Origin of the sequence: Enterobacter sp. BNK-34, assembly GCF_048684445.1 — a bacterium.
GTDB lineage: Bacteria > Pseudomonadota > Gammaproteobacteria > Enterobacterales > Enterobacteriaceae > Enterobacter > Enterobacter pseudoroggenkampii.
On the sequence record NZ_JBLQUA010000001.1, the window covers coordinates 2,047,907 to 2,072,188 of the forward strand.

The following is a 24,282-nucleotide window of genomic DNA, read 5'->3' on the forward strand; positions in this document are numbered from 1 at the left end:
TTTGCTTTTATCTGGTCTAACTTTTTTCGGGCATCTCATGAAGCATTTAACACTCCTTGGCTCAACCGGCTCTATCGGTTGCAGCACTCTCGACGTCGTTCGCCATAATCCTGAACTCTACACCGTGACAGCGCTGGTGGCCGGTAAGAATGTGCAGCGAATGGTCGAGCAGTGCCTGGAGTTTGCGCCCCGCTATGCGGTGATGGATGACGAAGAGAGCGCGCGTCTGCTGAAAGCACAGCTGCTTGAACAGGGCTGTCGAACCGAGGTGCTGAGTGGCCAACAGGCGGCCTGCGAGATGGCGGCGCTGGATGAGGTGGATCAGGTGATGGCGGCCATCGTCGGGGCGGCAGGGTTATTGCCCACGCTTGCCGCGATTGATGCCGGGAAGGATGTTCTGCTGGCCAATAAAGAGTCGCTGGTCACCTGTGGACGCCTGTTTATGGATGCGGTGAAGCAGCGCGGCGCGCGTCTTTTGCCGGTCGACAGCGAGCACAACGCGATTTTTCAGAGTTTACCGCAACCTTTTCAACAGAACCTGGGGTACGCTGACCTGGAGCAGAATGGCGTGGTGTCTATTCTGCTTACCGGGTCTGGTGGCCCGTTCCGTGAAACGCCACTGTCTGAACTGCGCGCCATGACGCCGGATCAGGCGTGCCGTCATCCGAACTGGTCGATGGGGCGTAAAATCTCCGTTGACTCTGCCACCATGATGAACAAAGGTCTGGAATACATTGAAGCGCGCTGGCTGTTTAATGCGTCAGCGAAACAGATGGAAGTACTGATTCACCCGCAATCGGTGATTCACTCGATGGTGCGTTATCAGGATGGCAGCGTGCTGGCACAGCTGGGCGAGCCGGACATGCGTACGCCGATTGCCCATTCCATGGCGTGGCCAAATCGAGTGAAATCCGGCGTGAAGCCGCTTGATTTCTGCAAGCTAAGTTCCCTGACGTTCAGTGAACCGGACTATGACCGCTATCCTTGTCTGAAGCTTGCGATGACTGCCTTTGACCAGGGGCAGGCGGCGACGACGGCACTTAATGCAGCCAATGAAATTACCGTTGAGGCATTTCTGAATCAGCAAATTCGTTTTACCGATATCGCGTCGTTAAATTTATCGGTACTGGAGATGATGGATTTGCGCGAACCACAAAGCGTGGAAGAGGTGCTGGCGGTGGATGCAGCTGCGCGTAATATTGCGCGTCAACAGGTGACACGTCTCGCAAGCTGGTGATAAAGCAACCACTAGTCGTCGTGCTATTTGTTAGCGTTGGGCTTCAGTGATATAGTCTGCGCCACCTGATCGCAGGTATTTGACTTAATGTGGTCAGGTGAGCCGTGGTTTGACACGGCTTTTTTATGTATAGGCTTCAGTATTCCTGAGTACCGTTAAATCCTTTTCAGGGACAAAAAACGCGTTATGTTGTCTGCGAATCAACCAATAAGCGAAAATTTGCCAGCTCATGGCTGCCGTCATGTAGCAATCATTATGGATGGCAATGGCCGCTGGGCGAAAAGACAAGGGAAGATACGAGCCTTTGGGCATAAAGCGGGGGCGAAATCCGTTCGTCGTGCCGTTTCTTTTGCCGCCAACAACGGCATTGATGCGTTAACGCTCTATGCTTTTAGCAGTGAAAACTGGAATCGACCTCTGCAGGAAGTGACTGCGTTGATGGAATTGTTTGTGTGGGCGCTAGACAGCGAAGTAAAAAGCCTGCACCGCCACAACGTCCGCCTGCGTATCATTGGCGATACCAGTCGTTTTAACTCACGTTTGCAGGAACGGATTCGTAAAGCAGAAGCGCTGACGGAAAATAATACCGGTCTGACGCTGAATATTGCGGCGAATTACGGCGGACGCTGGGATATTATCCAGGGCGTTCGGCATCTGGCCGAACAGGTTCAGGAAGGGCTGTTGAGACCCGACCAAATTGATGAAGAGGCGCTGAGCAAGCAAATCTGCATGAATGAACAGGCGCCTGTGGATTTGGTAATTAGGACAGGGGGGGAACATCGCATAAGTAACTTTTTGATATGGCAAATTGCCTATGCCGAACTTTACTTTACGGATGTTCTTTGGCCCGATTTTGATGAACAAGACTTTGAAGGTGCGCTGCATGCCTTTGCCAATCGAGAGCGTCGTTTCGGCGGCACCGAGCCTGGTGGCGACAAAGCCTGATGGGGGTAGCTTTTGCTGAAGTATCGCCTGATTTCCGCTTTTGTATTAATACCCATTGTCATTGCGGCGCTGTTTTTACTGCCCCCGGTGGGATTCGCTATTGTCACGCTGGTGGTGTGCATGCTCGCCGCGTGGGAATGGGGACAGTTTAGCGGCTTTACCTCGCGCACTCAGCGGGTATGGCTCGCGGTACTTTGTGGCTTTATCCTGGCCATAATGCTGTTTACGTTGCCTGAATATCACCATGATATTCATCAGCCCCTGGTTGCCGGCTCCTTGTGGATATCGTTGGTCTGGTGGGTTGCCGCGCTGTTGCTGGTCCTTTTTTATCCAGGTTCCGCGGCATTATGGCGTAATTCAAAAGTGCTACGACTGATTTTTGGTTTGCTCACCATTATTCCTTTTTTCTGGGGTATGGTTGCGCTGCGCGCCTGGCACTACGACGAAAACCACTACAGCGGCGCGATCTGGCTGCTTTATGTAATGATTCTGGTCTGGGGGGCTGACTCCGGGGCCTATATGTTTGGTAAACTGTTTGGCAAACATAAGCTGGCACCGAAGGTCTCCCCGGGTAAAACCTGGCAAGGATTAATCGGCGGCCTGTTTACGGCAGCGATCATCTCCTGGGGCTACGGCGTCTGGGCGAATCTTGAAGTGGCACCGTCAATACTGCTGGTGTGCTCGATTTTTGCTGCGCTTGCCTCCGTGCTCGGTGATTTAACCGAAAGTATGTTTAAGCGTGAAGCAGGGATTAAGGACAGCGGACACCTGATTCCAGGGCATGGCGGTATACTGGATCGCATTGATAGCCTGACAGCGGCTGTTCCAGTGTTTGCATGTTTGCTTTTACTGGTATTCGGGACGATTTAACGGAAGGTTTTATGCTGAGCATTCTCTGGAATCTGGCGGCGTTCATTGTTGCACTGGGTGTACTGATTACCGTGCATGAATTTGGCCATTTCTGGGTTGCTCGCCGCTGTGGCGTGCGCGTAGAGCGGTTTTCCATCGGTTTTGGCAAATCACTCTGGACGCGCACCGACCGCCACGGCACGGAATTTGTCATCGCCCTTATCCCGCTGGGCGGCTACGTCAAAATGCTCGACGAACGCGTCGAGCCTGTCGCACCTGAGCTGCGACACAGCGCTTTCAACAATAAAACCGTTGGACAACGCGCCGCCATCATTGCTGCCGGACCGGTAGCCAACTTCATTTTTGCGATTTTCGCTTACTGGCTGGTGTTTATCATCGGCGTCCCGGGCGTGCGTCCGGTGGTGGGAGAAATTGCTCCCAACTCCATCGCGGCGAGTGCGCAAATTACATCCGGGATGGAACTTAAAGCGATTGATGGCATCGAAACCCCTGATTGGGATGCCGTGCGACTGCAGCTGGTTGCCAAAATTGGCGATCCGCAGACCACCATCAGCGTATCGCCGTTTGGTTCCGATGCGCGTCAGGACAAAGTGCTCGATTTACGTCACTGGCGTTTCGAGCCAGACAAAGAAGATCCCGTCGCTGCGCTGGGTATTCGTCCACGCGGTGCGCAGATCGAGCCGGTATTAGCCGAAGTACAGGCAAATTCGGCGGCGAGCAAAGCGGGTTTGCAAGCGGGCGACAGGATCGTTAAAGTCGATGGTCAACCATTAACAGAGTGGATGACCTTTGTTACTCTGGTGCGCGATAATCCGGGAACGTCTCTCGCGCTGGAAGTTGAAAGGCAGGGCAGTCCACTTTCGCTGACGCTGATCCCGGATACGAAGTCGGTCGGCAAAAAGGCAGAAGGGTTTGCAGGCGTTGTGCCAAAAGTGATCCCGCTGCCAGATGAGTACAAGACAATACGCCAGTATGGGCCGTTCAGCGCCATCCTTGAAGCCACGGATAAAACATGGCAACTGATGAAGCTGACGGTCAACATGTTGGGGAAATTGATAACCGGTGATGTGAAACTGAACAACCTCAGTGGGCCAATTTCGATTGCCCAGGGGGCTGGGATGTCAGCGGAGTTCGGGGTGATTTACTATCTCATGTTCCTCGCGCTCATTAGCGTGAACCTTGGGATAATCAACCTGTTCCCGCTTCCCGTTTTAGACGGGGGTCATCTGCTGTTTTTAGCGATTGAAAAGCTAAAAGGCGGACCGGTATCCGAGCGAGTTCAAGACTTTAGTTATCGCATTGGCTCGATTTTGCTGGTGCTGTTAATGGGGCTTGCACTTTTCAATGATTTCTCTCGGTTGTAAGAGAGTGTTAGGAAGAACGCATAATAACGATGGCGATGAAAAAGTTGCTCATAGCGTCGCTGCTGTTTAGCAGCGCCACCGTATACGGTGCTGACGGGTTCGTAGTGAAAGACATTCATTTCGAAGGCCTCCAGCGTGTCGCCGTTGGTGCGGCCCTCCTCAGTATGCCTGTACGCCCCGGCGATACGGTTAATGATGATGATATCAGTAACACCATCCGTGCTCTGTTTGCCACCGGCAACTTTGAGGATGTCCGCGTCCTGCGCGATGGTGATACGCTGCTGGTACAGGTAAAAGAACGTCCAACGATCGCCAGTATCACTTTCTCCGGTAACAAGTCGGTGAAAGATGACATGCTCAAGCAAAACCTTGAAGCATCCGGTGTTCGTGTGGGTGAATCCCTGGACCGCACAACCCTTTCAGACATTGAAAAAGGTCTGGAAGACTTCTACTACAGCGTCGGTAAATACAGTGCCAGCGTGAAAGCGGTTGTCACTCCGCTGCCGCGTAACCGTGTTGACCTGAAGCTGGTCTTCCAGGAAGGTGTTTCTGCGAAGATCCAGCAGATCAACATTGTCGGCAACCACGCGTTCAGCACCGACGAACTGATCTCCACCTTCCAGCTGCGCGATGAAGTGCCATGGTGGAACGTGGTAGGCGATCGCAAATACCAGAAACAGAAACTGGCGGGCGACCTTGAAACTCTGCGCAGCTACTATCTCGATCGTGGCTATGCGCGTTTCAACATCGACTCGACTCAGGTAAGCCTGACGCCGGACAAGAAAGGGATCTACATCACGGTCAACATCACTGAAGGCGAGCAGTACAAGCTTTCGGGTGTTGAGGTGAGTGGTAACCTGGCCGGGCATTCTGCTGAAATCGAATCGCTGACCAAAATTCAGCCAGGCGACCTGTATAGCGGTTCCAAGGTAACCAAAATGGAAGACAGCATTAAGAAGCTGCTCGGCCGCTATGGTTATGCCTATCCGCGCGTACAGACTCAGCCTGAAATCAATGACGCGGATAAAACCGTTAAGCTGCACGTGAATGTTGACGCGGGCAACCGTTTCTACGTGCGTAAGATCCGCTTCGTCGGTAACGACACCTCCAAAGATTCTGTTCTGCGTCGCGAAATGCGTCAGATGGAAGGCGCATGGTTGGGTAGCGACCTCGTTGATCAGGGTAAAGAGCGTCTGAACCGTCTGGGCTATTTTGAAACGGTGGATACCGATACCCAGCGCGTACCGGGCAGCCCGGATCAGGTTGATGTCGTTTATAAAGTGAAAGAGCGCAACACCGGTAGCTTCAACTTCGGTGTGGGCTACGGTACCGAGAGCGGCGTCAGCTTCCAGGTCGGCGTGCAGCAGGATAACTGGCTGGGTACGGGTTACTCTGTCGGGATTAACGGCACCAAAAACGACTACCAGACCTACTCTGAGTTCTCTGTAACGAACCCATACTTCACCGTTGACGGTGTGAGCCTGGGCGGTCGTATCTTCTATAACGACTTTAAAGCAGACGATGCGGATCTGTCTTCTTACACCAACAAGAGTTACGGTGTGGACGGTACGCTTGGCTTCCCGGTTAACGAATACAACACCCTGCGTGCGGGCTTAGGTTACGTGCATAACGACCTGTCCAATATGCAACCGCAGGTGGCGATGTGGCGTTACCTGGACTCCATTGGTCAGTCAACCAGCAAAACTGGTCATGACAATGGCTTCGCTGCGGATGACTTCACCTTTAACTACGGCTGGACCTACAACCGTCTTGACCGTGGTTACTTCCCAACGGAAGGTTCTCGCGTCAACCTGAACGGTAAAGTGACCGTGCCGGGCTCCGATAACGAGTTCTATAAGGTCACGCTGGATACCGCGTCCTACTTCCCGATCGATGACGATCATAAGTGGGTGGTTCTGGGTCGTACCCGCTGGGGCTACGGCGACGGTTTAGGCGGCAAAGAACTGCCGTTCTATGAAAACTTCTATGCCGGTGGTTCCAGTACCGTTCGTGGCTTCCAGTCCAACAACATTGGTCCGAAAGCGGTTTACTACGGCGGGAACGACAAAGATAACTGTGATAAGTCTTCCTCTTCGGAAGTCTGTAGCTCTAATGATGCGGTGGGCGGTAACGCCATGGCCGTTGCCAGCCTGGAGTTCATCACGCCAACGCCGTTTATCAGCGATAAATATGCGAACTCGGTCCGTACGTCCTTCTTCTGGGATGCCGGTACCGTATGGGATACCAACTGGCAGAATACTGCCCAGATGCGCGCAGAAGGCATTCCTGACTACAGCGATCCGAGCAATATTCGCATGTCTGCCGGTATCGCATTACAATGGATGTCACCGCTGGGACCGTTGGTCTTCTCTTACGCCCAGCCGTTTAAGAAATATGATGGAGATAAGTCGGAGCAATTCCAGTTTAACATTGGTAAAACCTGGTAATAATCCGCTGCAAAGGAATGCGTTGGCAGTGTAGCGCTGACAACTGGCGATCGGTAACACGGTCGCCTTGCCACGCAAAGAACGGTACCTTCTGGTGCCAATGGGATGGTAAGGAGTTAATTGTGAAAAAGTGGTTATTAGCTGCAGGTCTCGGTTTAGCGATGGCAACTTCTGCTCAGGCAGCAGACAAAATTGCAATCGTCAACATGGGTAATTTGTTCCAGCAGGTTGCACAGAAAACAGGTGTTTCTGCGACTCTGGAAAACGAATTCAAAGGCCGTGCAAGCGAACTGCAGGGTATGGAAAACGATCTTCAGTCCAAAATGCAGCGTCTGCAGCGTGATGGTTCTACCATGAAGGCAAGCGACCGCAGCAAGCTGGAAAAAGACGTAATGGCTCAGCGCCAGGCGTTCTCTCAGAAAGCGCAGGCTTTCGAGCAGGATCGTCAGCGTCGTTCTAACGAAGAACGCGGCAAGCTGGTGACTCGCATTCAGACCGCTGTTAAAGCAGTGGCTGCCGATCAGAGCATCGATCTGGTTGTTGATGCGAACGCCGTCGCTTTCAACAGCAAAGATGTTAAAGACATCACTGCTGATGTTCTGAAACAGGTTAAATAAGTAATGCCTTCAATTCGACTGGCTGATTTAGCTCAGCAGTTGGATGCAGAATTACACGGTGATGGCGATATCGTCATCACCGCTGTTGCGTCCATGCAATCTGCTAAAGCTGGCACGATTACCTTCATGGTAAGCCCTAAGTACCGTGAGCAACTGGCTCAATGCCAGGCGTCAGCTGTTGTACTGACGCAGGACGACCTTCCATTTGCCACTGTAAGCGCGCTGGTAGTGAAAAACCCCTACCTGACGTATGCACGCATGGCTCAAATTCTTGATACCACGCCGCAACCGGCCCAGAACATTGCTGCCAGCGCAGCGATTGATGAGACGGCCAGACTGGGTAACAACGTCGCCGTTGGGGCGAATGCGGTTATCGAATCCGGCGTTGTGCTGGGCGATAACGTCGTCATTGGCCCAGGCTGCTTCGTTGGGAAAAATACGAAAATCGGCGCAGGGACCCGTTTGTGGGCCAATGTGTCCGTTTATCATGACGTTGAAATTGGCGAAAACTGCCTCGTCCAGTCCAGCACCGTGATTGGTTCTGATGGCTTTGGTTACGCTAACGATCGCGGTAACTGGGTGAAGATCCCACAGCTTGGTCGCGTTATTATTGGCGATCGCGTGGAGATCGGCGCCTGTACCACCATTGACCGTGGCGCGCTTGACGACACGATCATTGGCAATGGTGTTATCATCGATAACCAGTGCCAGATTGCGCATAACGTTGTGATTGGCGACAATACCGCGGTTGCGGGTGGCGTCATCATGGCGGGCAGCCTGAAAATTGGCCGTTATTGCATGATTGGCGGTGCGAGCGTGATTAATGGCCATATGGAAATCTGCGACAAGGTGACCGTGACGGGAATGGGCATGGTAATGCGTCCTATCACTGAACCTGGCGTTTATTCCTCAGGCATTCCGCTACAGCCCAACAAGGTATGGCGTAAAACAGCAGCTCTGGTGATGAACATTGATGATATGAGCAAGCGCCTCAAGTCTCTTGAGCGTAAGATCGATCAACAAGACTAAGCGTCATCCGTTTAACGCTATTTTTCCCGGCCTGTCGGCTTTCTAATAAACCGGCAGGCCGTGTTATTATTGTTATCAGTACATTTTGACAGGAAGAGTATTTTGACTACTGACACTCATACTCTGCATATTGAAGAGATTTTAGAACTTCTGCCGCACCGCTACCCGTTTCTGCTGGTAGACCGCGTGCTGGATTTTGAAGAAGGTCGTTTTCTGCGCGCAGTGAAAAATGTTTCCGTGAACGAGCCGTTCTTCCAGGGGCACTTCCCTGGTAAGCCTATCTTCCCGGGTGTGTTGATTCTGGAAGCGATGGCTCAGGCTACCGGTATTCTGGCGTTTAAAAGCGTCGGTAAACTGGAGCCAGGTGAGCTGTATTACTTCGCGGGTATTGATGAAGCGCGCTTTAAGCGCCCTGTCGTGCCTGGTGATCAGATGATCATGGAAGTCACTTTTGAAAAAACGCGTCGCGGCCTGACTCGCTTCAAAGGCGTAGCACTGGTTGACGGCAAAGTTGTTTGCGAAGCGACGATGATGTGTGCTCGTAGCCGGGAGTCCTGATACGTGATTGATAAATCCGCCTTTATTCATCCTACCGCGATTGTGGAAACCGGTGCCATCATTGGTGCTAACGTCCACATTGGCCCGTTTTGTATTGTTGGACCCCATGTCGAAATTGGTGAGGGTACAGTACTGAAATCTCACGTTGTCGTGAATGGTCATACGACCATTGGCTGCAATAACGAGATCTATCAGTTCGCCTCCATCGGCGAAGTTAACCAGGATCTGAAATATGCTGGTGAGTCGACCCGTCTGGAAATTGGCGATCGTAACCGTATTCGCGAAAGCGTCACCATTCATCGTGGAACAGTACAGGGTGGTGGGTTGACGAAGGTGGGCAGCGATAACCTGTTTATGGTTAATGCGCATATCGCGCACGACTGTACCGTGGGTGACCGCTGTATTCTTGCCAACAATGCAACGCTGGCAGGACACGTATCGGTTGACGACTTCGCGATTATTGGCGGTATGACCGCAGTCCATCAGTTCTGCATCATTGGTGCGCACGTGATGGTTGGCGGCTGCTCCGGTGTGGCGCAGGACGTCCCACCGTATGTGATTGCGCAGGGCAACCATGCCACGCCGTTTGGCGTGAACATCGAAGGCCTCAAGCGTCGTGGTTTTAGCCGCGAAGCGATTACTGCCATCCGCAACGCGTACAAACTGCTGTACCGTAGCGGTAAAACGCTGGAAGAGGCGAAGCCGGAAATTGCCGAGCTGGCGAATAAGCACCCGGAAGTGAACGCGTTCATGGAATTCTTTGACCGTTCAACAAGGGGTCTGATTCGTTAATGGTCGACAGTCGTCCGCTTACGATAGCCCTGGTCGCCGGAGAAACCTCCGGCGATATTCTTGGTGCAGGTCTCATCCGCGCGCTTAAGGCGCGTGTACCCAACGCTCGCTTTGTCGGTGTTGCTGGCCCGCTGATGCAGGCCGAAGGCTGTGAAGCCTGGTATGAAATGGAAGAGCTGGCCGTGATGGGCATCGTTGAGGTGCTGGGACGGCTCCGCCGTTTGCTGCACATTCGTGCCGATCTCACCCGCCGTTTTACCGAACTCAAACCCGATGTGTTTGTCGGTATCGATGCACCTGATTTCAACATTACCCTCGAAGGGAATCTGAAAAAGCAGGGCATAAAAACCATTCACTACGTCAGTCCGTCCGTCTGGGCGTGGCGACAGAAACGCGTTTTCAAAATTGGACGGTCCACCAACCTGGTGCTGGCTTTTCTGCCTTTCGAAAAAGCGTTTTACGACAGATTTAATGTTCCGTGCCGTTTTATCGGTCATACCATGGCGGATGCGATGCCATTGGATCCGGATAAAAACGCGGCGCGCGACGTGCTGGGCATCCCCCATGATGTGCATTGTCTGGCACTGCTGCCAGGCAGCCGTGGTGCAGAAGTTGAGATGCTGAGCGCCGATTTCCTCAAAACAGCGCAAATTCTTCGCCAGAGCTATCCCGACCTTGAAGTGGTTGTTCCGCTGGTGAATGCCAAACGCCGCGAGCAGTTTGAGCGCATCAAAGCGGAAGTCGCCCCGGATCTCCACGTCCGTCTTCTGGACGGCAAAGGGCGAGAAGCGATGTATGCGAGCGATGCCGCACTGCTGGCTTCCGGCACGGCGGCCCTGGAATGTATGCTGGCGAAATGCCCGATGGTGGTCGGTTACCGCATGAAGCCGTTCACCTTCTGGCTGGCAAAACGTCTGGTGAAAACGGATTATGTCTCCCTGCCAAACCTGCTTGCCGGGCGCGAGCTGGTGAAAGAGCTATTGCAGGATGAGTGCCAGCCGCAGGCGCTCGCGGATGCACTGCTGCCGCTGCTGGCAAACGGCAAGACCAGCCACCAGATGCACGACACCTTCCGCGAACTGCATCAACTGATCCGCTGTAATGCTGATGAGCAAGCGGCTGATGCGGTGCTGGAGCTAGCAAAATGATGGAATTTGTTTATCCTCACACTCGCCTTGTGGCGGGCGTGGACGAAGTGGGTCGTGGTCCGTTAGTGGGGGCTGTGGTGACCGCCGCGGTGATCCTCGATCCGGCTCGCCCGATTATCGGGCTGAACGACTCAAAAAAATTGTCTGAAAAGCGCCGGCTGGCGCTGTTTAGTGAGATTCAGGAGAAGGCGCTGGCCTGGAGCCTGGGGCGCGCTGAACCGCATGAAATAGACGAACTGAATATTTTGCATGCCACGATGCTGGCGATGCAGCGTGCGGTAGCGGGTTTGAAAATTTCCCCGGAATATGTCCTGATTGACGGCAACCGCTGTCCCGCATTGCCCATGCCTGCAATGGCGGTTGTCAAAGGCGATAGCCGGGTCGCAGAAATCAGCGCAGCTTCTATTATTGCCAAAGTGACGCGCGACGCTGAAATGGCCGCGCTGGACCTCACTTACCCTCAGTATGGTTTCGCCCAGCATAAGGGGTATCCCACACCTTTCCATCTGGAAAGGCTGGCTGAACATGGCGCAACCGAACATCACCGGCGCAGCTTTGGCCCGGTGAAACGCGCGCTGGGACGGGTGTCCTGAATCAATACGCAAGCAATTAAGTAACGCGGAATCTGAAGATGGCTGAACCACGTTTCGTACACCTGCGGGTGCATAGCGACTACTCCATGATCGATGGGCTGGCGAAGACCGGGCCGCTGGTAAAAAAGGCGGCCTCCCTTGGCATGCCCGCGCTGGCGATCACCGATTTTACCAACCTGTGTGGCCTGGTGAAGTTCTACGGAACGGCGCATGGCGCGGGGATGAAGCCTATCGTTGGCGCAGATTTTCATGTGCAGAGCGATCTTATCGGCGATGAAATGACGCAAATCTCCGTGCTGGCGATGAACAACACGGGCTATCAAAACCTCACTCTGCTTATTTCAAAAGCCTACCAGCGCGGATACGGTGCGCTGGGGCCGTGGATCGACCGTGACTGGCTGGCTGAGCTGAACGAAGGGCTGCTGCTGATCTCCGGTGGCCGTATGGGCGATGTCGGCAAATGCCTGCTGCGCGGCAATAGCGCGCTGGTGGATCAATGCCTCTCGTTCTATGAAGAGTATTTCCCGGATCGTTATTATCTGGAGCTGATCCGCACCGGCCGTCAGGACGAAGAGAACTATCTTCATGCCGCTGTGGCACTTGCAGAAGAGCGTGGGTTGCCCGTGGTGGCTACCAACGATGTGCGGTTCCTTGAGCCGGGAGATTTTGACGCGCACGAAATTCGCGTGGCGATCCACGATGGCTTCACGCTGGACGATCCTAAACGACCGCGCAACTACTCATCGCAGCAGTACATGCGCAGCGAAGAGGAGATGTGTGAGCTCTTCTCCGATATCCCGGAAGCGCTGGAAAACAGCGTAGAGATTGCCAAGCGCTGTAACGTTACCGTCCGCCTTGGCGAGTACTTCCTGCCACAGTTCCCGACAGGAGACATGACCACGGAAGATTTCCTGGTCGCAAAATCAAAAGAAGGTCTGGAAGAGCGTCTGGAGTTCCTGTTCCCGGATGAGGCCGTTCGCAAAGAGAAGCGGCCGCCGTACGATGAACGCCTGGATATTGAGCTCCAGGTGATCAACCAGATGGGCTTCCCGGGCTACTTCCTGATCGTCATGGAGTTTATCCAGTGGTCGAAGGATAATGGCGTTCCGGTCGGACCGGGGCGAGGCTCCGGTGCAGGGTCGCTTGTGGCCTATGCGCTTAAAATTACCGATCTCGATCCGCTGGAATTCGACCTGCTGTTCGAACGTTTCCTTAACCCGGAACGTGTTTCCATGCCCGACTTTGACGTCGACTTCTGCATGGAGAAACGTGACCAGGTGATCGAGCACGTCGCCGATATGTACGGCCGTGATGCGGTATCGCAGATTATTACGTTCGGTACGATGGCGGCGAAAGCGGTTATCCGTGACGTCGGCCGCGTGCTGGGCCACCCGTACGGGTTTGTCGATCGCATCTCAAAACTGGTACCGCCCGATCCGGGCATGACGCTGGCAAAAGCCTTTGAGGCCGAACCGCAGCTGCCGGAAATCTACGAAGCGGACGAAGAAGTCAAAGCGCTGATCGACATGGCGCGCAAGCTGGAAGGCGTCACGCGTAACGCCGGTAAGCATGCGGGTGGCGTAGTTATCGCTCCGACCAAAATTACCGACTTTGCGCCGCTCTACTGCGACGAAGCGGGCCAGCACCCGGTTACCCAGTTCGATAAGAACGACGTAGAATACGCCGGGCTGGTGAAGTTCGACTTCCTTGGTCTGCGTACGTTGACCATCATTAACTGGGCGCTGGAGATGATCAACGCCCGCCGCGAGAAGAACGGCGAGCCGCCGTTGGATATCGCGGCCATCCCGCTGGATGACAAGAAAAGTTTCGACATGCTGCAGCGCTCGGAGACCACCGCCGTCTTCCAGCTTGAATCGCGCGGCATGAAAGATCTGATTAAGCGCCTGCAGCCCGACTGCTTCGAAGATATGATCGCGCTGGTAGCCCTGTTCCGTCCGGGCCCGCTGCAGTCAGGGATGGTAGATAACTTTATCGACCGTAAGCACGGGCGCGAAGAGATTTCCTACCCGGACGTTCAGTGGCAGCATGAAAGCCTGAAGCCGGTGCTGGAGCCCACCTACGGCATCATCCTGTACCAGGAACAGGTTATGCAGATTGCCCAGGTGCTTTCCGGCTATACCCTCGGCGGCGCTGACATGCTGCGTCGTGCGATGGGTAAGAAAAAGCCGGAAGAGATGGCCAAGCAGCGAGGCACTTTCGAAGAAGGCGCGAGAAAAAACGGCGTTGATGGTGAACTGGCGATTAAGATCTTTGACCTGGTGGAGAAATTCGCTGGGTACGGATTTAACAAATCCCACTCCGCCGCCTATGCTTTGGTGTCGTACCAAACGCTGTGGCTGAAAGCGCACTATCCTGCTGAATTTATGGCGGCGGTAATGACGGCCGATATGGACAACACCGAGAAGGTGGTGGGCCTGGTGGACGAGTGCTGGCGCATGGGGCTTAAGATCCTGCCGCCGGACATTAACTCGGGTCTCTACCACTTCCACGTCAACGACGACGGAGAGATCGTTTACGGGATCGGCGCAATCAAAGGCGTGGGTGAAGGTCCGATCGAGGCGATCATCGAAGCGCGTAACAACGGCGGGTATTTCCGCGAGCTGTTCGATCTTTGCGCCCGCACCGATACCAAAAAACTGAACCGTCGCGTGCTGGAAAAACTGATCATGTCCGGCGCGTTTGACCGGCTGGGGCCGCACCGCGCCGCGCTGATGAATTCCCTCGGCGATGCGCTGAAAGCGGCGGATCAGCATGCAAAAGCGGAAGCCATTGGTCAGGCGGATATGTTCGGGGTGCTGGCGGAAGAGCCGGAGCAGATCGAGCAATCTTACTCCAACTGCCAGCCGTGGCCAGAACAGGTGGTACTGGATGGCGAGCGTGAGACGTTAGGCTTGTACCTGACGGGGCACCCGATCAACCAGTACATCAAAGAAATTGAGCGCTATGTCGGCGGCCACAGGCTTAAAGACATGCATCCGACAGAACGTGGTAAAATCACCACGGCTGCGGGGCTCGTGATTGCTGCAAGGGTTATGGTCACCAAGCGCGGCAATCGTATCGGCATCTGTACGTTGGATGACCGTTCCGGGCGTCTGGAGGTGATGTTGTTCACCGACGCGCTGGATAAATACCAGCAATTGCTGGAAAAAGACCGCATACTTATCGTCAGCGGACAGGTCAGCTTTGATGACTTCAGTGGGGGGCTTAAAATGACCGCCCGCGAAGTGATGGACATTGACGAAGCCCGGGAAAAATATGCTCGCGGGCTTGCTATCTCGCTGACGGACAGGCAAATTGATGACCAGCTTTTAAACCGACTCCGTCAGTCTCTGGAACCCCACCGCTCGGGGACAATTCCAGTACATCTCTACTATCAGAGGGCGGATGCACGCGCGCGGTTGCGCTTTGGTGCAACGTGGCGTGTCTCTCCGAGCGATCGTTTACTGAACGATCTCCGTGGCCTCATTGGTTCGGAGCAGGTGGAACTGGAGTTTGACTAATACAGGAATACTATGAGTCTGAATTTCCTTGATTTCGAACAGCCGATTGCTGAGCTGGAAGCGAAAATCGATTCTCTGACAGCGGTAAGCCGTCAGGATGAAAAACTGGATATTAACATCGACGAAGAAGTGCATCGTCTGCGCGAGAAAAGCGTAGAGCTGACGCGCAAAATCTTTGCCGATCTCGGCGCATGGCAGGTGGCCCAGCTGGCTCGCCATCCACAGCGTCCGTACACCCTGGATTATGTCCGCCTGGCGTTTGACGAATTTGACGAACTGGCAGGCGATCGCGCATACGCTGACGATAAAGCTATCGTTGGCGGTATCGCGCGTCTGGACGGACGCCCGGTGATGATCATTGGTCATCAGAAAGGCCGTGAAACCAAAGAGAAAATCCGTCGTAACTTTGGTATGCCAGCACCAGAAGGCTACCGTAAAGCCCTGCGTCTGATGGAGATGGCTGAGCGTTTCAACATGCCAATCATCACCTTCATCGATACCCCGGGTGCATACCCTGGCGTGGGCGCGGAAGAGCGCGGTCAGTCTGAAGCCATCGCGCGCAACCTGCGCGAGATGTCTCGTCTGAAGGTGCCGGTCATCTGTACCGTTATTGGCGAGGGTGGTTCCGGCGGTGCGCTGGCGATTGGCGTGGGCGATAAAGTGAATATGCTGCAGTACAGCACCTATTCCGTTATCTCCCCTGAAGGCTGCGCGTCCATTCTGTGGAAAAGCGCCGACAAAGCGCCGCTGGCTGCAGAAGCAATGGGTATCATTGCGCCACGCCTGAAAGAGCTTAAGCTGATCGATTCCATCATCCCGGAACCGCTGGGTGGTGCACATCGTAAGCCGGAAGTGATGGCGGCTTCTCTGAAAGCGCAGCTGCTGGCTGACCTGGCGGATCTGGACGTGCTGAGCAAAGAGGATCTGCTCAACCGCCGTTACCAGCGTCTGATGACCTACGGTTACGCGTAAGCTTCACAATTATCTGAAAAGCCGCACACTGTTGCGGCTTTTTTTATACCTGCGGTTTAGCCGGACTATGCTTAGCTAATGTTTTTTAAGGAGGAAGCCCATGAATATCATTGCCATTATGGGGCCGCACGGCGTCTTTTATAAAGATGAGCCGATTAAGGAGCTGGAGCAATCCCTGCAGTCGCGCGGGTATCAGCTAATCTGGCCGCACAACAGCGCCGACCTGCTGAAGTTCATCGAGCATAACCCGCGTATCTGCGGCGTGATCTTCGACTGGGATGAATATGATCTCGAACTGTGCAGCGACATCAACAAGCTGAACGAATACCTCCCGCTGTATGCGTTTATTAATACCCACTCCACCATGGACGTCAGCGCCAATGATATGCGTATGGCGCTGTGGTTCTTTGAATATTCCCTCGGCGTGGCGGACGATATTGCGACCCGCATTCAACAATACACGAATGAATATCTCGATAACATTACGCCACCGTTTACCCGGGCGCTTTTCACCTACGTAAAGGAGGGGAAATATACCTTCTGTACGCCGGGTCATATGGCGGGTACGGCTTATCAAAAAAGCCCGGTGGGCTGCCTGTTCTATGATTTCTTTGGTGGCAACACGCTGAAAGCGGACGTGTCGATTTCAGTCACCGAATTAGGCTCTCTGCTGGATCACACCGGCCCGCATCTGGAAGCCGAAGAGTATATCGCCCGCACCTTTGGCGCAGAGCAGAGCTATATGGTGACCAACGGCACCTCGACCTCGAACAAAATCGTCGGTATGTACGCCGCGCCGGCGGGGAGCACCCTGCTGATTGACCGTAACTGCCATAAATCGCTGGCTCACCTGCTGATGATGAGCGACGTCGTACCGCTTTGGCTATCACCCACGCGTAACGCGCTCGGTATACTTGGCGGTATTCCGCGCCGGGAGTTCACCCATGAAGCCATTGAAAGCAAGATCGCGGCACTGCCAGGCGCAAGCTGGCCTGTCCATGCGGTGATCACCAACTCGACCTATGACGGTCTGCTGTACAATACAGACTGGATCAAAAAGGCGCTGGACGTGCCGTCTATCCACTTTGATTCCGCATGGGTACCGTACACCAACTTCCACCCGATATACGCGGGTAAAAGCGGCATGAGTGGTGAACGCGTGCCGGGTAAAGTATTCTTTGAAACGCAGTCGACGCACAAAATGCTGGCAGCATTTTCCCAGGCTTCGCTTATCCACATCAAAGGTGAGTACGACGAAGACACGTTCAACGAAGCCTTTATGATGCACACTACCACTTCACCGAGCTATCCGCTGGTGGCCTCTATTGAAACGGCCGCGGCGATGCTGCGCGGCAACCCGGGCAAACGTCTCATCAACCGTTCGGTGGAGCGCGCGCTGCATTTCCGCAAAGAGGTTCAGCGGCTGAAAGATGAAGCCGACGGCTGGTTCTTTGATATCTGGCAGCCTGAAGAGATTGATGAGGCGGAGTGCTGGCCCGTCTCGCCCGGCGAAGACTGGCATGGTTTCCGGGATGCCGATAGCGACCATATGTTTCTCGACCCGGTAAAAGTAACAATCCTGACGCCGGGCATGGATGAGCAGGGCAAGATGAGTGAAGAAGGTATTCCGGCCGCGCTGGTGGCGAAATTCCTTGATGAACGGGGTGTGGTGGTGGAAAAAACCGGCCCCTATAACCTGCTGTTCCTGTTCAGTATTGGTATTGATAAAACGCGGGCGATGGGGTTGTTGCGCGGTCTGATGGAGTTTAAGCGCGCCTACGATCTTAACCTGCGGGTGAAGAACATGCTGCCGGATCTCTACGCGGAGGATCCTGACTTCTATCGCAATATGCGTATTCAGGATCTGGCCCAGGGGATCCACAGATTGATCCGCCAGCACGATCTGCCGCGTCTGATGCTTCAGGCGTTCGATGTCTTACCGGAGATGAAATTAACCCCGCACAAGGCTTGGCAGCGCCAGGTGAAAGGGGAGGTCGAAACCGTTGAGCTGGAAAATCTGGTCGGGCGCGTATCGGCCAACATGATCCTGCCTTACCCGCCGGGCGTTCCGCTCCTGATGCCAGGAGAGATGATTACCGAGGAGAGTCGGGCCGTGCTCGATTTCCTGCTGATGCTCTGTTCGGTAGGGCGTCACTATCCCGGTTTTGAGACGGATATTCACGGTGCGAAGCGCGATGAGAACGGCGTTTACTGGGTGCGAGTCCTAAAATAAGGGTGACCGCTTGCAAGGTGCGGGTTTTCGGTTGTAACGTTCAGGCATCATAAAAAGGAGAAGCTATGCTGGGTTTAAAAGCTGTTCATCATATTGCGATCATTGCGACCGATTACGCGAAAAGTAAGGCCTTCTACTGCGACATCCTGGGCTTTACGCTCATGAGCGAGGCCTACCGCGAAGAGCGCGACTCCTGGAAGGGCGATCTGGCGTTAAACGGGCAATATGTGATTGAACTGTTCTCTTTCCCTTTTCCGCCTGCGCGTCCGTCCCGCCCGGAAGCCTGTGGCCTGCGCCATCTTGCCTTCAGCGTCGATGATCTGGATAGCGCAGTAAAACACCTGGAAGCGCACGGCGTGACGTGTGAAGCGATCCGCGTCGATCCGTTCACCGACAAGCGCTTTACCTTTTTCAACGACCCGGACGGCCTGCCGCTGGAGCTTTATCAGCAGTAATCTTTGTCCTGTGTGATAATGCCCGCTCAGTTCGGGCATTTTTTATGTGTAATTCCCTATGACCTTACCCGCTATCGCACACGCCGTTTCACCGTACCGCCAGCTGCTGGTGGGGTTTAGCGGTGGCCTGGATTCCACCGTTCTGCTCCATCGTCTTAAACGCTGGCGCGATCGGGAGCCTGACGTCCAGCTTCGGGCGATGCATATTCACCACGGATTAAGTCCTCACGCAGAGGAGTGGGTGGCGCACTGTGAAGCCTTGTGTGCGGCGTGGGCGATCCCGCTCATCGTCGAGCGCGTCACGCTTGCGGAGGAAGGGCTGGGCATCGAGGCGCAGGCGCGTAAAGCCCGCTATGCCGCGTTTGCCGGGGCATTACGTCCTGGAGAAGCGCTGGTCACGGCTCAGCATCTGGACGATCAGTGTGAAACCTTTCTGCTGGCGCTTAAGCGGGGCAGCGGACCGGCGGGGCTGTCAGCCATGCCGGCGCGTTCTGCATTTGCCGGCACAACGTTACTGCGTCCGCTGCTTGGCGAGACGCGCGCCTCGCTTGAAGCCTGGGCGCGAGAACATCAGCTGAGCTGGATCGAAGATGAGAGTAACCAGGAGGACGGCTATGATCGTAACTTTCTGCGTCTGCGCGTCCTCCCGCTATTGAGCGAGCGCTGGCCGCATTTTGCCGACGCGACGGCAAGAAGCGCTATGCTGTGCGCCGAACAGGAATCGCTGCTGGACGAGCTATTGAGTGACGAGCTGGCTGAACTGATTTCTGAGGACGGTGCGCTGGCCATTGCACCGCTGACAGCGATGAGCCCGGTACGTCGCGCCGCGCTGCTACGACGCTGGCTGGCCTCTCATCACGCTGCGATGCCGTCGCGGGCGATGCTGAGCCGTATCTGGGACGAGGTTGCCCTGGCGCGGGATGATGCTTCCCCGCGCGTCCATCTGAACGGGTTTGACGTAAGACGCTATAAAGGGGAACTCTGGTGGATAAAATCCATGCCCTCACTGACCGATGTGGTGCTCGACTGGCTTTCACCTGACGCACCGCTGGTATTGCCCTGTGAGGCAGGACGCGTCTCTCTCCTGCCGTCTGGTCATGTGAGGTTGCCGAAGCCCGGTGAACCGGTCACCGTGCGCTTTAAGGCTGGTGGCATGCTGCACATCGTCGGGCGCAACGGGGGGCGGAAGCTGAAGAAAATATGGCAGGAGTGTAACGTGCCGCCGTGGCTGCGCGACACCACGCCACTGCTGTTCTACGGTGAAACGCTTATCGCTGCGGCAGGAGTTTTCATCACGGAAGAGGGGTGGTCAGAAGAGGGTGCCAGGTTTGAGTGGCAGAAAGCGTAACGGGCAGCCTGGCTGCCCGTTAATGTCATCAGGATTCGCTCACCACGACGGTGCCGATTTGCGGGTGGCTGAAGCTGGCTATTTTATCCAGACGCAGCTCACGCGTCGCACCGGCATCTTCCACTATCAGGTATTCCACGTTCTTACGTGAAACCAGATCGTTGGCTTTCGCCTTCAACACTTCGCCATCTTTTAGCTCCAGCGTCAGTAATAAATGATGCTGGCAGGCGAGTTCGAGGTTGTCATAGTCATCACAATTGATGGGTTGATAAGTATCATTCATCGACATAATCGCTCACCAGTAAATTCGCCGCAGCATACGCTGCTTTTTCCCTGACCGACTCCGAAAGGCTCTCATCAGAGGCCACTTCATTAAGCACTTTCAATACACAGCCCAACGCGTCCGGGACATACCCCAGATCTCCGCTGGCGATTTCCGCATACCGTTTGCGAATTAACTCACAATAATTATTCACATCCCCTCCCGCCAGCGCACTGACTTACTGTGAGATATCATTAAGCCTACGAAGATAAACTCGGTTTAGCAAGGTGACTATACCATACTCATTTAAGCAATATCAGCGCCTTGATAGCGGTGTATTTATTACCCCGTAACAGCCTTTTGCCGCGGTTTTCGCTACAATGGGCGCCTGATTCGAATGGAGTTCTCTCATGGCGCTGAAAGCGACAATTTATAAAGCAGTGGTCAATGTGGCCGATCTGGATCGCAACCAGTTCCTGGACGCCTCGCTGACGCTGGCACGCCACCCCTCCGAAACCCAGGAGCGTATGATGCTGCGCCTGCTGGCGTGGATGAAGTATGCCGACGAGCGTCTGCAGTTTACCCGTGGGTTAAGCGCAGAAGACGAGCCTGAAGCCTGGCTGCGCAACGATCATCTGGGTATCGATTTGTGGATCGAACTCGGACTGCCGGACGAGCGCCGAATTAAGAAGGCCTGCACCCAGTCCGCTGAAGTGGCCTTATTCGCGTATAATCAGCGCGCTGCGGAGATCTGGTGGCAGCAAAACAAGAGCAAGTGCGGACAGTTTAAAAATCTTACGGTCTGGTATCTGGATGATGAGCAGCTGGCGCAGCTGAGCGAGTTTGCCAGCCGGACCATGGTATTGCAGGCGACGATTCAGGACGGTGCAATCTGGCTTTCTGATTCTCAGAATAATCTGGAAATTCATTTGACGGCGTGGCAACCGGCCTCATGATCGTCTTGTCCCGAAACGTCAGCATTCCGGACAACGAGCTGGAGATCACCGCTATCCGTGCACAGGGGGCCGGTGGGCAGCACGTGAACAAGGCGTCGACGGCTATCCATTTGCGTTTTGACATTCGGGCCTCAAGCCTGCCAGAGTATTATAAAGAAAGTCTGCTTGCCGCCAGCCACCACCTGATCACCAGCGATGGTGTGATTGTGATTAAAGCCCAGGAGTACCGTAGCCAGGAGCTCAACCGGGAAGCGGCGATAGCCAGGCTGGTGGCGGTCATCAAAGAGTTAACGGCAGTACAAAAAAGCCGCCGGGCAACGCGGCCAACCCGCGCATCGAAAGAGCGTCGTTTGTCCTCGAAGGCCCAAAAATCCACAGTGAAAGCACTACGCGGTAAAGTTCGTCGCCCGACAGAGTGACGAAAGGGAACACACTTTTCATAAGGAATTCATTGTGAAAAAAGCATTATGGTCAGCGCTGGCAGTGAGTACGCTGTTTGCGCTTTTCGGGTGTAACAACCGCTCCGAAACGCAGGTTTTACAACCCACGCAAACGGAAGAATTAAAACCGATGCAGCAGAGCTGGCGTGGCGTATTGCCTTGCGCGGACTGTGAAGGCATTGAAACGTCCCTGTTCCTGCAAAAAGACGGCACCTGGGTAATGAACCAGCGCTATCAGGGTGCGAAAGAACCTTCTTCTTTTGCGACTTATGGAACATGGGCACGTACGGCGGAGAAGCTGGTCCTGACCGATACCACCGGTGAGAAAACCTGGTTCCGCCCTAAAGGTGACAGCATGGAGATGCTCGACCGCGAAGGTAACCCAATTCAATCCCAGTTAAACTACACGCTGGCCCCGGTGAAAGCGGCTCTGCCCGCGACGCCGATGGCAATGCGCGGGATGTACTTCTATATGGCGGATGCGGCGATCTTTACCGACTGCGCAACCGGCAAGAAGGTCAGCGTGGCAAACAATGCGCAGCTTGAACGCGATTACGCTGTGGCGCGCGGCAATGACAGCAAACCGGTATTGCTGACGGTGGACGGTCACTTTACGCTGGAGCCAAACCCGGATAGCGGAGAGATGGTGAAAACGCTGGTGGCGGATAAAGACGCGAAGTTTATTGCGGGCAAAGACTGTAACAGCAAGTAAGCTGACGTAGCGCCATTAAAAAACCCCGCCTGAGCGGGGTTTTTTGTTTAGCCTTTGATGGCCTTCACCAGGTAATCAAGAATGTCGCCGGTCTTGATCATCTGTTTTTCGCCGCTGCGACGGTATTTGTATTCAATCTCGTCGCTGTCGAGGTTACGGTCGCCGATAACGACGGTGTGTGGGATGCCGATCAGTTCCATATCGGCAAACATCACGCCCGGACGCTCTTTACGGTCATCCATCAGCACTTCGATACCCTGAGCGCGCAGCTCGGCATACAGCTTCTCGGCCAGCTCCTGCACGCGGTAAGACTTGTGCATGTTCATTGGCAGAATAGCGACCTGGAACGGCGCGATATTGTCCGGCCAGACGATGCCGCGCTCGTCGTAGTTCTGCTCAATGGCGGCAGCTACCACGCGCGTCACTCCGATACCGTAGCAACCCATGGTCAGGATCTGGTTACGGCCATCTTCACCCTGAACGGCGGCGTTCAGCGCGCGCGAGTATTTATCGCCCAGCTGGAAGATGTGACCCACTTCGATACCGCGCTTGATCATCAGGGTACCCTGGCCGTCCGGGCTTGGGTCGCCTGCGACCACGTTACGGATGTCAGCTACTTCCGGCGTCGCCACATCGCGATCCCAGTTGATGCCGAAGTAGTGTTTACCGTCGATGTTCGCACCGGCGGAGAAGTCGCTCATCGCGGCTACCGTACGGTCAATAACAACCGGAACCGGCAGATTGACTGGACCCAGTGAACCTGGACCCGCATTCACCACGGCGCGGATTTCCGCTTCCGTTGCGAACGTCAGCGGGCTGGCGACCTGCGGCAGCTTCTCGGCTTTCACTTCGTTCAGCTCGTGATCGCCACGCACCAGCAGGGCAACCAGCGGGTAAGCGCTCCCTTCGGTGGATTTCACCAGCAGGGTCTTAACGGTTTTTTCAACTGGCAGGTTGAACTGCTCAACCAGCTCGGCGATGGTTTTCGCGTTTGGCGTATCAACCAGCGTCATCTCTTGCGTTGCAGCAGCACGTGGTTCTTTTGGTGCCAGCGCTTCTGCAAATTCGATGTTCGCCGCGTAGTCTGAAGAGTCAGAGAAGATCACATCGTCTTCACCGCTCTGCGCCAGTACCTGGAACTCATGGGATGCGCTACCGCCGATGGAGCCGGTATCAGCCTGCACAGCACGGAAATCCAGACCCATGCGGGAGAAGATTTTGCTGTATGCCGCGTACATTGCGTCGTACGTCTCTTGCAGGGATTCCTGAGAGGTATGGAAAGAGTAGGCATCTTTCATCAGGAATTCGCGAGAGCGCATGACGCCGAAGCGTGGGCGAACTTCGTCACGGAACTTGGTCTGGATCTGGAAGAAGTTCAGTGGCAGCTGTTTGTAAGAGCTCAGCTCATTACGAATCAGGTCGGTAATGACTTCTTCATGCGTTGGGCCGAGAACGAACGGACGCTCGCCGCGATCGACGAAGCGCAGCAGTTCAGGGCCATATTGTTCCCAACGGCCACTCTCCTGCCACAGGTCAGCGGGCTGAACCACAGGCATGGACACCTCGATAGCACCGGCGTTGTTCATCTCTTCACGCACGATGTTTTCGACTTTTTTCAGGACGCGCACGCCGGTCGGCAGCCAGGTGTATAACCCGGAGGCCAGCTTGCGGATCATCCCGGCGCGCAGCATCAGCTGATGGCTGATCACTTCGGCGTCGGCAGGCGTCTCCTTCAGAGTGGAGAGCAGATATTGGCTAGTACGCATGTTGTTACGGTTCCATT

At 54.7% G+C, this 24,282-nt stretch carries 22 protein-coding genes; 19 read left to right on the top strand and 3 right to left on the bottom strand.

What is annotated here, in order from left to right; genetic code table 11:
* Positions 1-37: 37 nt before the first annotated feature.
* The 16 genes from ispC (at position 38) to tilS (ending at position 20,129) form a co-directional block, all read left to right on the top strand.
* The gene (ispC, locus tag ACMGG5_RS09885; protein WP_048990262.1) at positions 38-1,237 is read left to right on the top strand and encodes a 1-deoxy-D-xylulose-5-phosphate reductoisomerase; all 1,200 of its coding nucleotides are present in this window, start codon (positions 38-40) and stop codon (positions 1,235-1,237) included.
* 186 nt (positions 1,238-1,423) lie between these two features.
* Entirely contained in the window at positions 1,424-2,182 is a 759-nt protein-coding gene (ispU, locus tag ACMGG5_RS09890) for a (2E,6E)-farnesyl-diphosphate-specific ditrans,polycis-undecaprenyl-diphosphate synthase (RefSeq protein WP_024907522.1), read from the top strand.
* Between the two features lie 12 nt (positions 2,183-2,194).
* Positions 2,195-3,052, top strand: coding sequence for a phosphatidate cytidylyltransferase (gene cdsA / locus ACMGG5_RS09895; RefSeq protein WP_420277804.1), 858 nt, complete (start codon positions 2,195-2,197; stop codon positions 3,050-3,052).
* Between the two features lie 11 nt (positions 3,053-3,063).
* Positions 3,064-4,416 (top strand): sigma E protease regulator RseP, encoded by a 1,353-nt coding sequence (gene rseP / locus ACMGG5_RS09900; protein ID WP_024907524.1) that lies wholly within the window; start codon positions 3,064-3,066, stop codon positions 4,414-4,416.
* 29 nt (positions 4,417-4,445) lie between these two features.
* Positions 4,446-6,863: an outer membrane protein assembly factor BamA gene (gene bamA / locus ACMGG5_RS09905; RefSeq protein ID WP_024907525.1), complete on the top strand. Its 2,418-nt coding sequence runs from the start codon at positions 4,446-4,448 to the stop codon at positions 6,861-6,863.
* Positions 6,864-6,985: 122 nt separating this feature from the next.
* On the top strand, positions 6,986-7,480 hold the full coding sequence (gene skp / locus ACMGG5_RS09910; protein WP_008501902.1) for a molecular chaperone Skp: 495 nt from the start codon (positions 6,986-6,988) through the stop codon (positions 7,478-7,480).
* 3 nt (positions 7,481-7,483) lie between these two features.
* Entirely contained in the window at positions 7,484-8,509 is a 1,026-nt protein-coding gene (gene lpxD / locus ACMGG5_RS09915) for a UDP-3-O-(3-hydroxymyristoyl)glucosamine N-acyltransferase (protein ID WP_023345460.1), read from the top strand.
* 102 nt (positions 8,510-8,611) lie between these two features.
* Complete coding sequence (fabZ, locus tag ACMGG5_RS09920; RefSeq protein ID WP_010426706.1) at positions 8,612-9,067, top strand: 3-hydroxyacyl-ACP dehydratase FabZ; 456 nt, start codon at positions 8,612-8,614, stop codon at positions 9,065-9,067.
* 3 nt (positions 9,068-9,070) lie between these two features.
* Positions 9,071-9,859 (top strand): acyl-ACP--UDP-N-acetylglucosamine O-acyltransferase, encoded by a 789-nt coding sequence (lpxA, locus tag ACMGG5_RS09925; RefSeq protein ID WP_023310462.1) that lies wholly within the window; start codon positions 9,071-9,073, stop codon positions 9,857-9,859.
* Positions 9,859-11,007, top strand: coding sequence for a lipid-A-disaccharide synthase (lpxB, locus tag ACMGG5_RS09930; protein WP_024907527.1), 1,149 nt, complete (start codon positions 9,859-9,861; stop codon positions 11,005-11,007). Before lpxA ends, lpxB begins: the two co-directional genes overlap by 1 nt.
* Positions 11,004-11,600 carry a ribonuclease HII gene (gene rnhB / locus ACMGG5_RS09935; RefSeq protein ID WP_420277805.1) on the top strand — a complete coding sequence of 199 codons (597 nt, stop codon included), beginning with the start codon at positions 11,004-11,006 and terminating at the stop codon, positions 11,598-11,600. The genes lpxB and rnhB overlap by 4 nt, the downstream gene beginning before the upstream one ends.
* A 38-nt stretch (positions 11,601-11,638) precedes the next feature.
* Positions 11,639-15,121 carry a DNA polymerase III subunit alpha gene (gene dnaE, locus ACMGG5_RS09940; protein WP_024907529.1) on the top strand — a complete coding sequence of 1,161 codons (3,483 nt, stop codon included), beginning with the start codon at positions 11,639-11,641 and terminating at the stop codon, positions 15,119-15,121.
* A gap of 12 nt (positions 15,122-15,133) precedes the next feature.
* A complete protein-coding gene (gene accA / locus ACMGG5_RS09945) occupies positions 15,134-16,093 on the top strand; it encodes an acetyl-CoA carboxylase carboxyl transferase subunit alpha (protein WP_008501895.1) in 960 nt (319 codons plus the stop codon).
* Between the two features lie 100 nt (positions 16,094-16,193).
* Positions 16,194-18,326: a lysine decarboxylase LdcC gene (locus tag ACMGG5_RS09950; RefSeq protein ID WP_290095292.1), complete on the top strand. Its 2,133-nt coding sequence runs from the start codon at positions 16,194-16,196 to the stop codon at positions 18,324-18,326.
* Positions 18,327-18,391: 65 nt separating this feature from the next.
* A complete protein-coding gene (locus ACMGG5_RS09955) occupies positions 18,392-18,781 on the top strand; it encodes a VOC family protein (protein ID WP_023334583.1) in 390 nt (129 codons plus the stop codon).
* 58 nt (positions 18,782-18,839) lie between these two features.
* Positions 18,840-20,129, top strand: coding sequence for a tRNA lysidine(34) synthetase TilS (gene tilS, locus ACMGG5_RS09960; RefSeq protein ID WP_061715940.1), 1,290 nt, complete (start codon positions 18,840-18,842; stop codon positions 20,127-20,129).
* A gap of 28 nt (positions 20,130-20,157) precedes the next feature.
* Here the strand turns inward: tilS and rof are convergent, their stop codons facing one another.
* On the bottom strand, positions 20,158-20,418 hold the full coding sequence (rof, locus tag ACMGG5_RS09965; protein ID WP_024907532.1) for a Rho-binding antiterminator: 261 nt from the start codon (positions 20,416-20,418) through the stop codon (positions 20,158-20,160).
* Positions 20,405-20,605 carry a YaeP family protein gene (locus ACMGG5_RS09970; RefSeq protein ID WP_008501889.1) on the bottom strand — a complete coding sequence of 67 codons (201 nt, stop codon included), beginning with the start codon at positions 20,603-20,605 and terminating at the stop codon, positions 20,405-20,407. The genes rof and ACMGG5_RS09970 overlap by 14 nt, the downstream gene beginning before the upstream one ends.
* A 196-nt stretch (positions 20,606-20,801) precedes the next feature.
* Here ACMGG5_RS09970 and ACMGG5_RS09975 point away from each other — a divergent pair, with 196 nt between their 5' ends.
* Genes ACMGG5_RS09975 through nlpE form a run of 3 tightly spaced genes read left to right on the top strand, consistent with a single transcriptional unit; the run spans position 20,802 to position 22,499 of the window.
* Positions 20,802-21,347, top strand: coding sequence for a YaeQ family protein (locus tag ACMGG5_RS09975; RefSeq protein ID WP_061715939.1), 546 nt, complete (start codon positions 20,802-20,804; stop codon positions 21,345-21,347).
* On the top strand, positions 21,344-21,766 hold the full coding sequence (gene arfB, locus ACMGG5_RS09980) for an alternative ribosome rescue aminoacyl-tRNA hydrolase ArfB (RefSeq protein ID WP_032649720.1): 423 nt from the start codon (positions 21,344-21,346) through the stop codon (positions 21,764-21,766). The genes ACMGG5_RS09975 and arfB overlap by 4 nt, the downstream gene beginning before the upstream one ends.
* Before the next feature lie 34 nt (positions 21,767-21,800).
* Complete coding sequence (nlpE, locus tag ACMGG5_RS09985) at positions 21,801-22,499, top strand: envelope stress response activation lipoprotein NlpE (protein WP_032649717.1); 699 nt, start codon at positions 21,801-21,803, stop codon at positions 22,497-22,499.
* A gap of 47 nt (positions 22,500-22,546) precedes the next feature.
* Here nlpE and proS read toward each other — a convergent pair whose 3' ends face one another.
* Positions 22,547-24,265 carry a proline--tRNA ligase gene (proS, locus tag ACMGG5_RS09990; protein WP_090418973.1) on the bottom strand — a complete coding sequence of 573 codons (1,719 nt, stop codon included), beginning with the start codon at positions 24,263-24,265 and terminating at the stop codon, positions 22,547-22,549.
* Positions 24,266-24,282 lie beyond the last annotated feature (17 nt).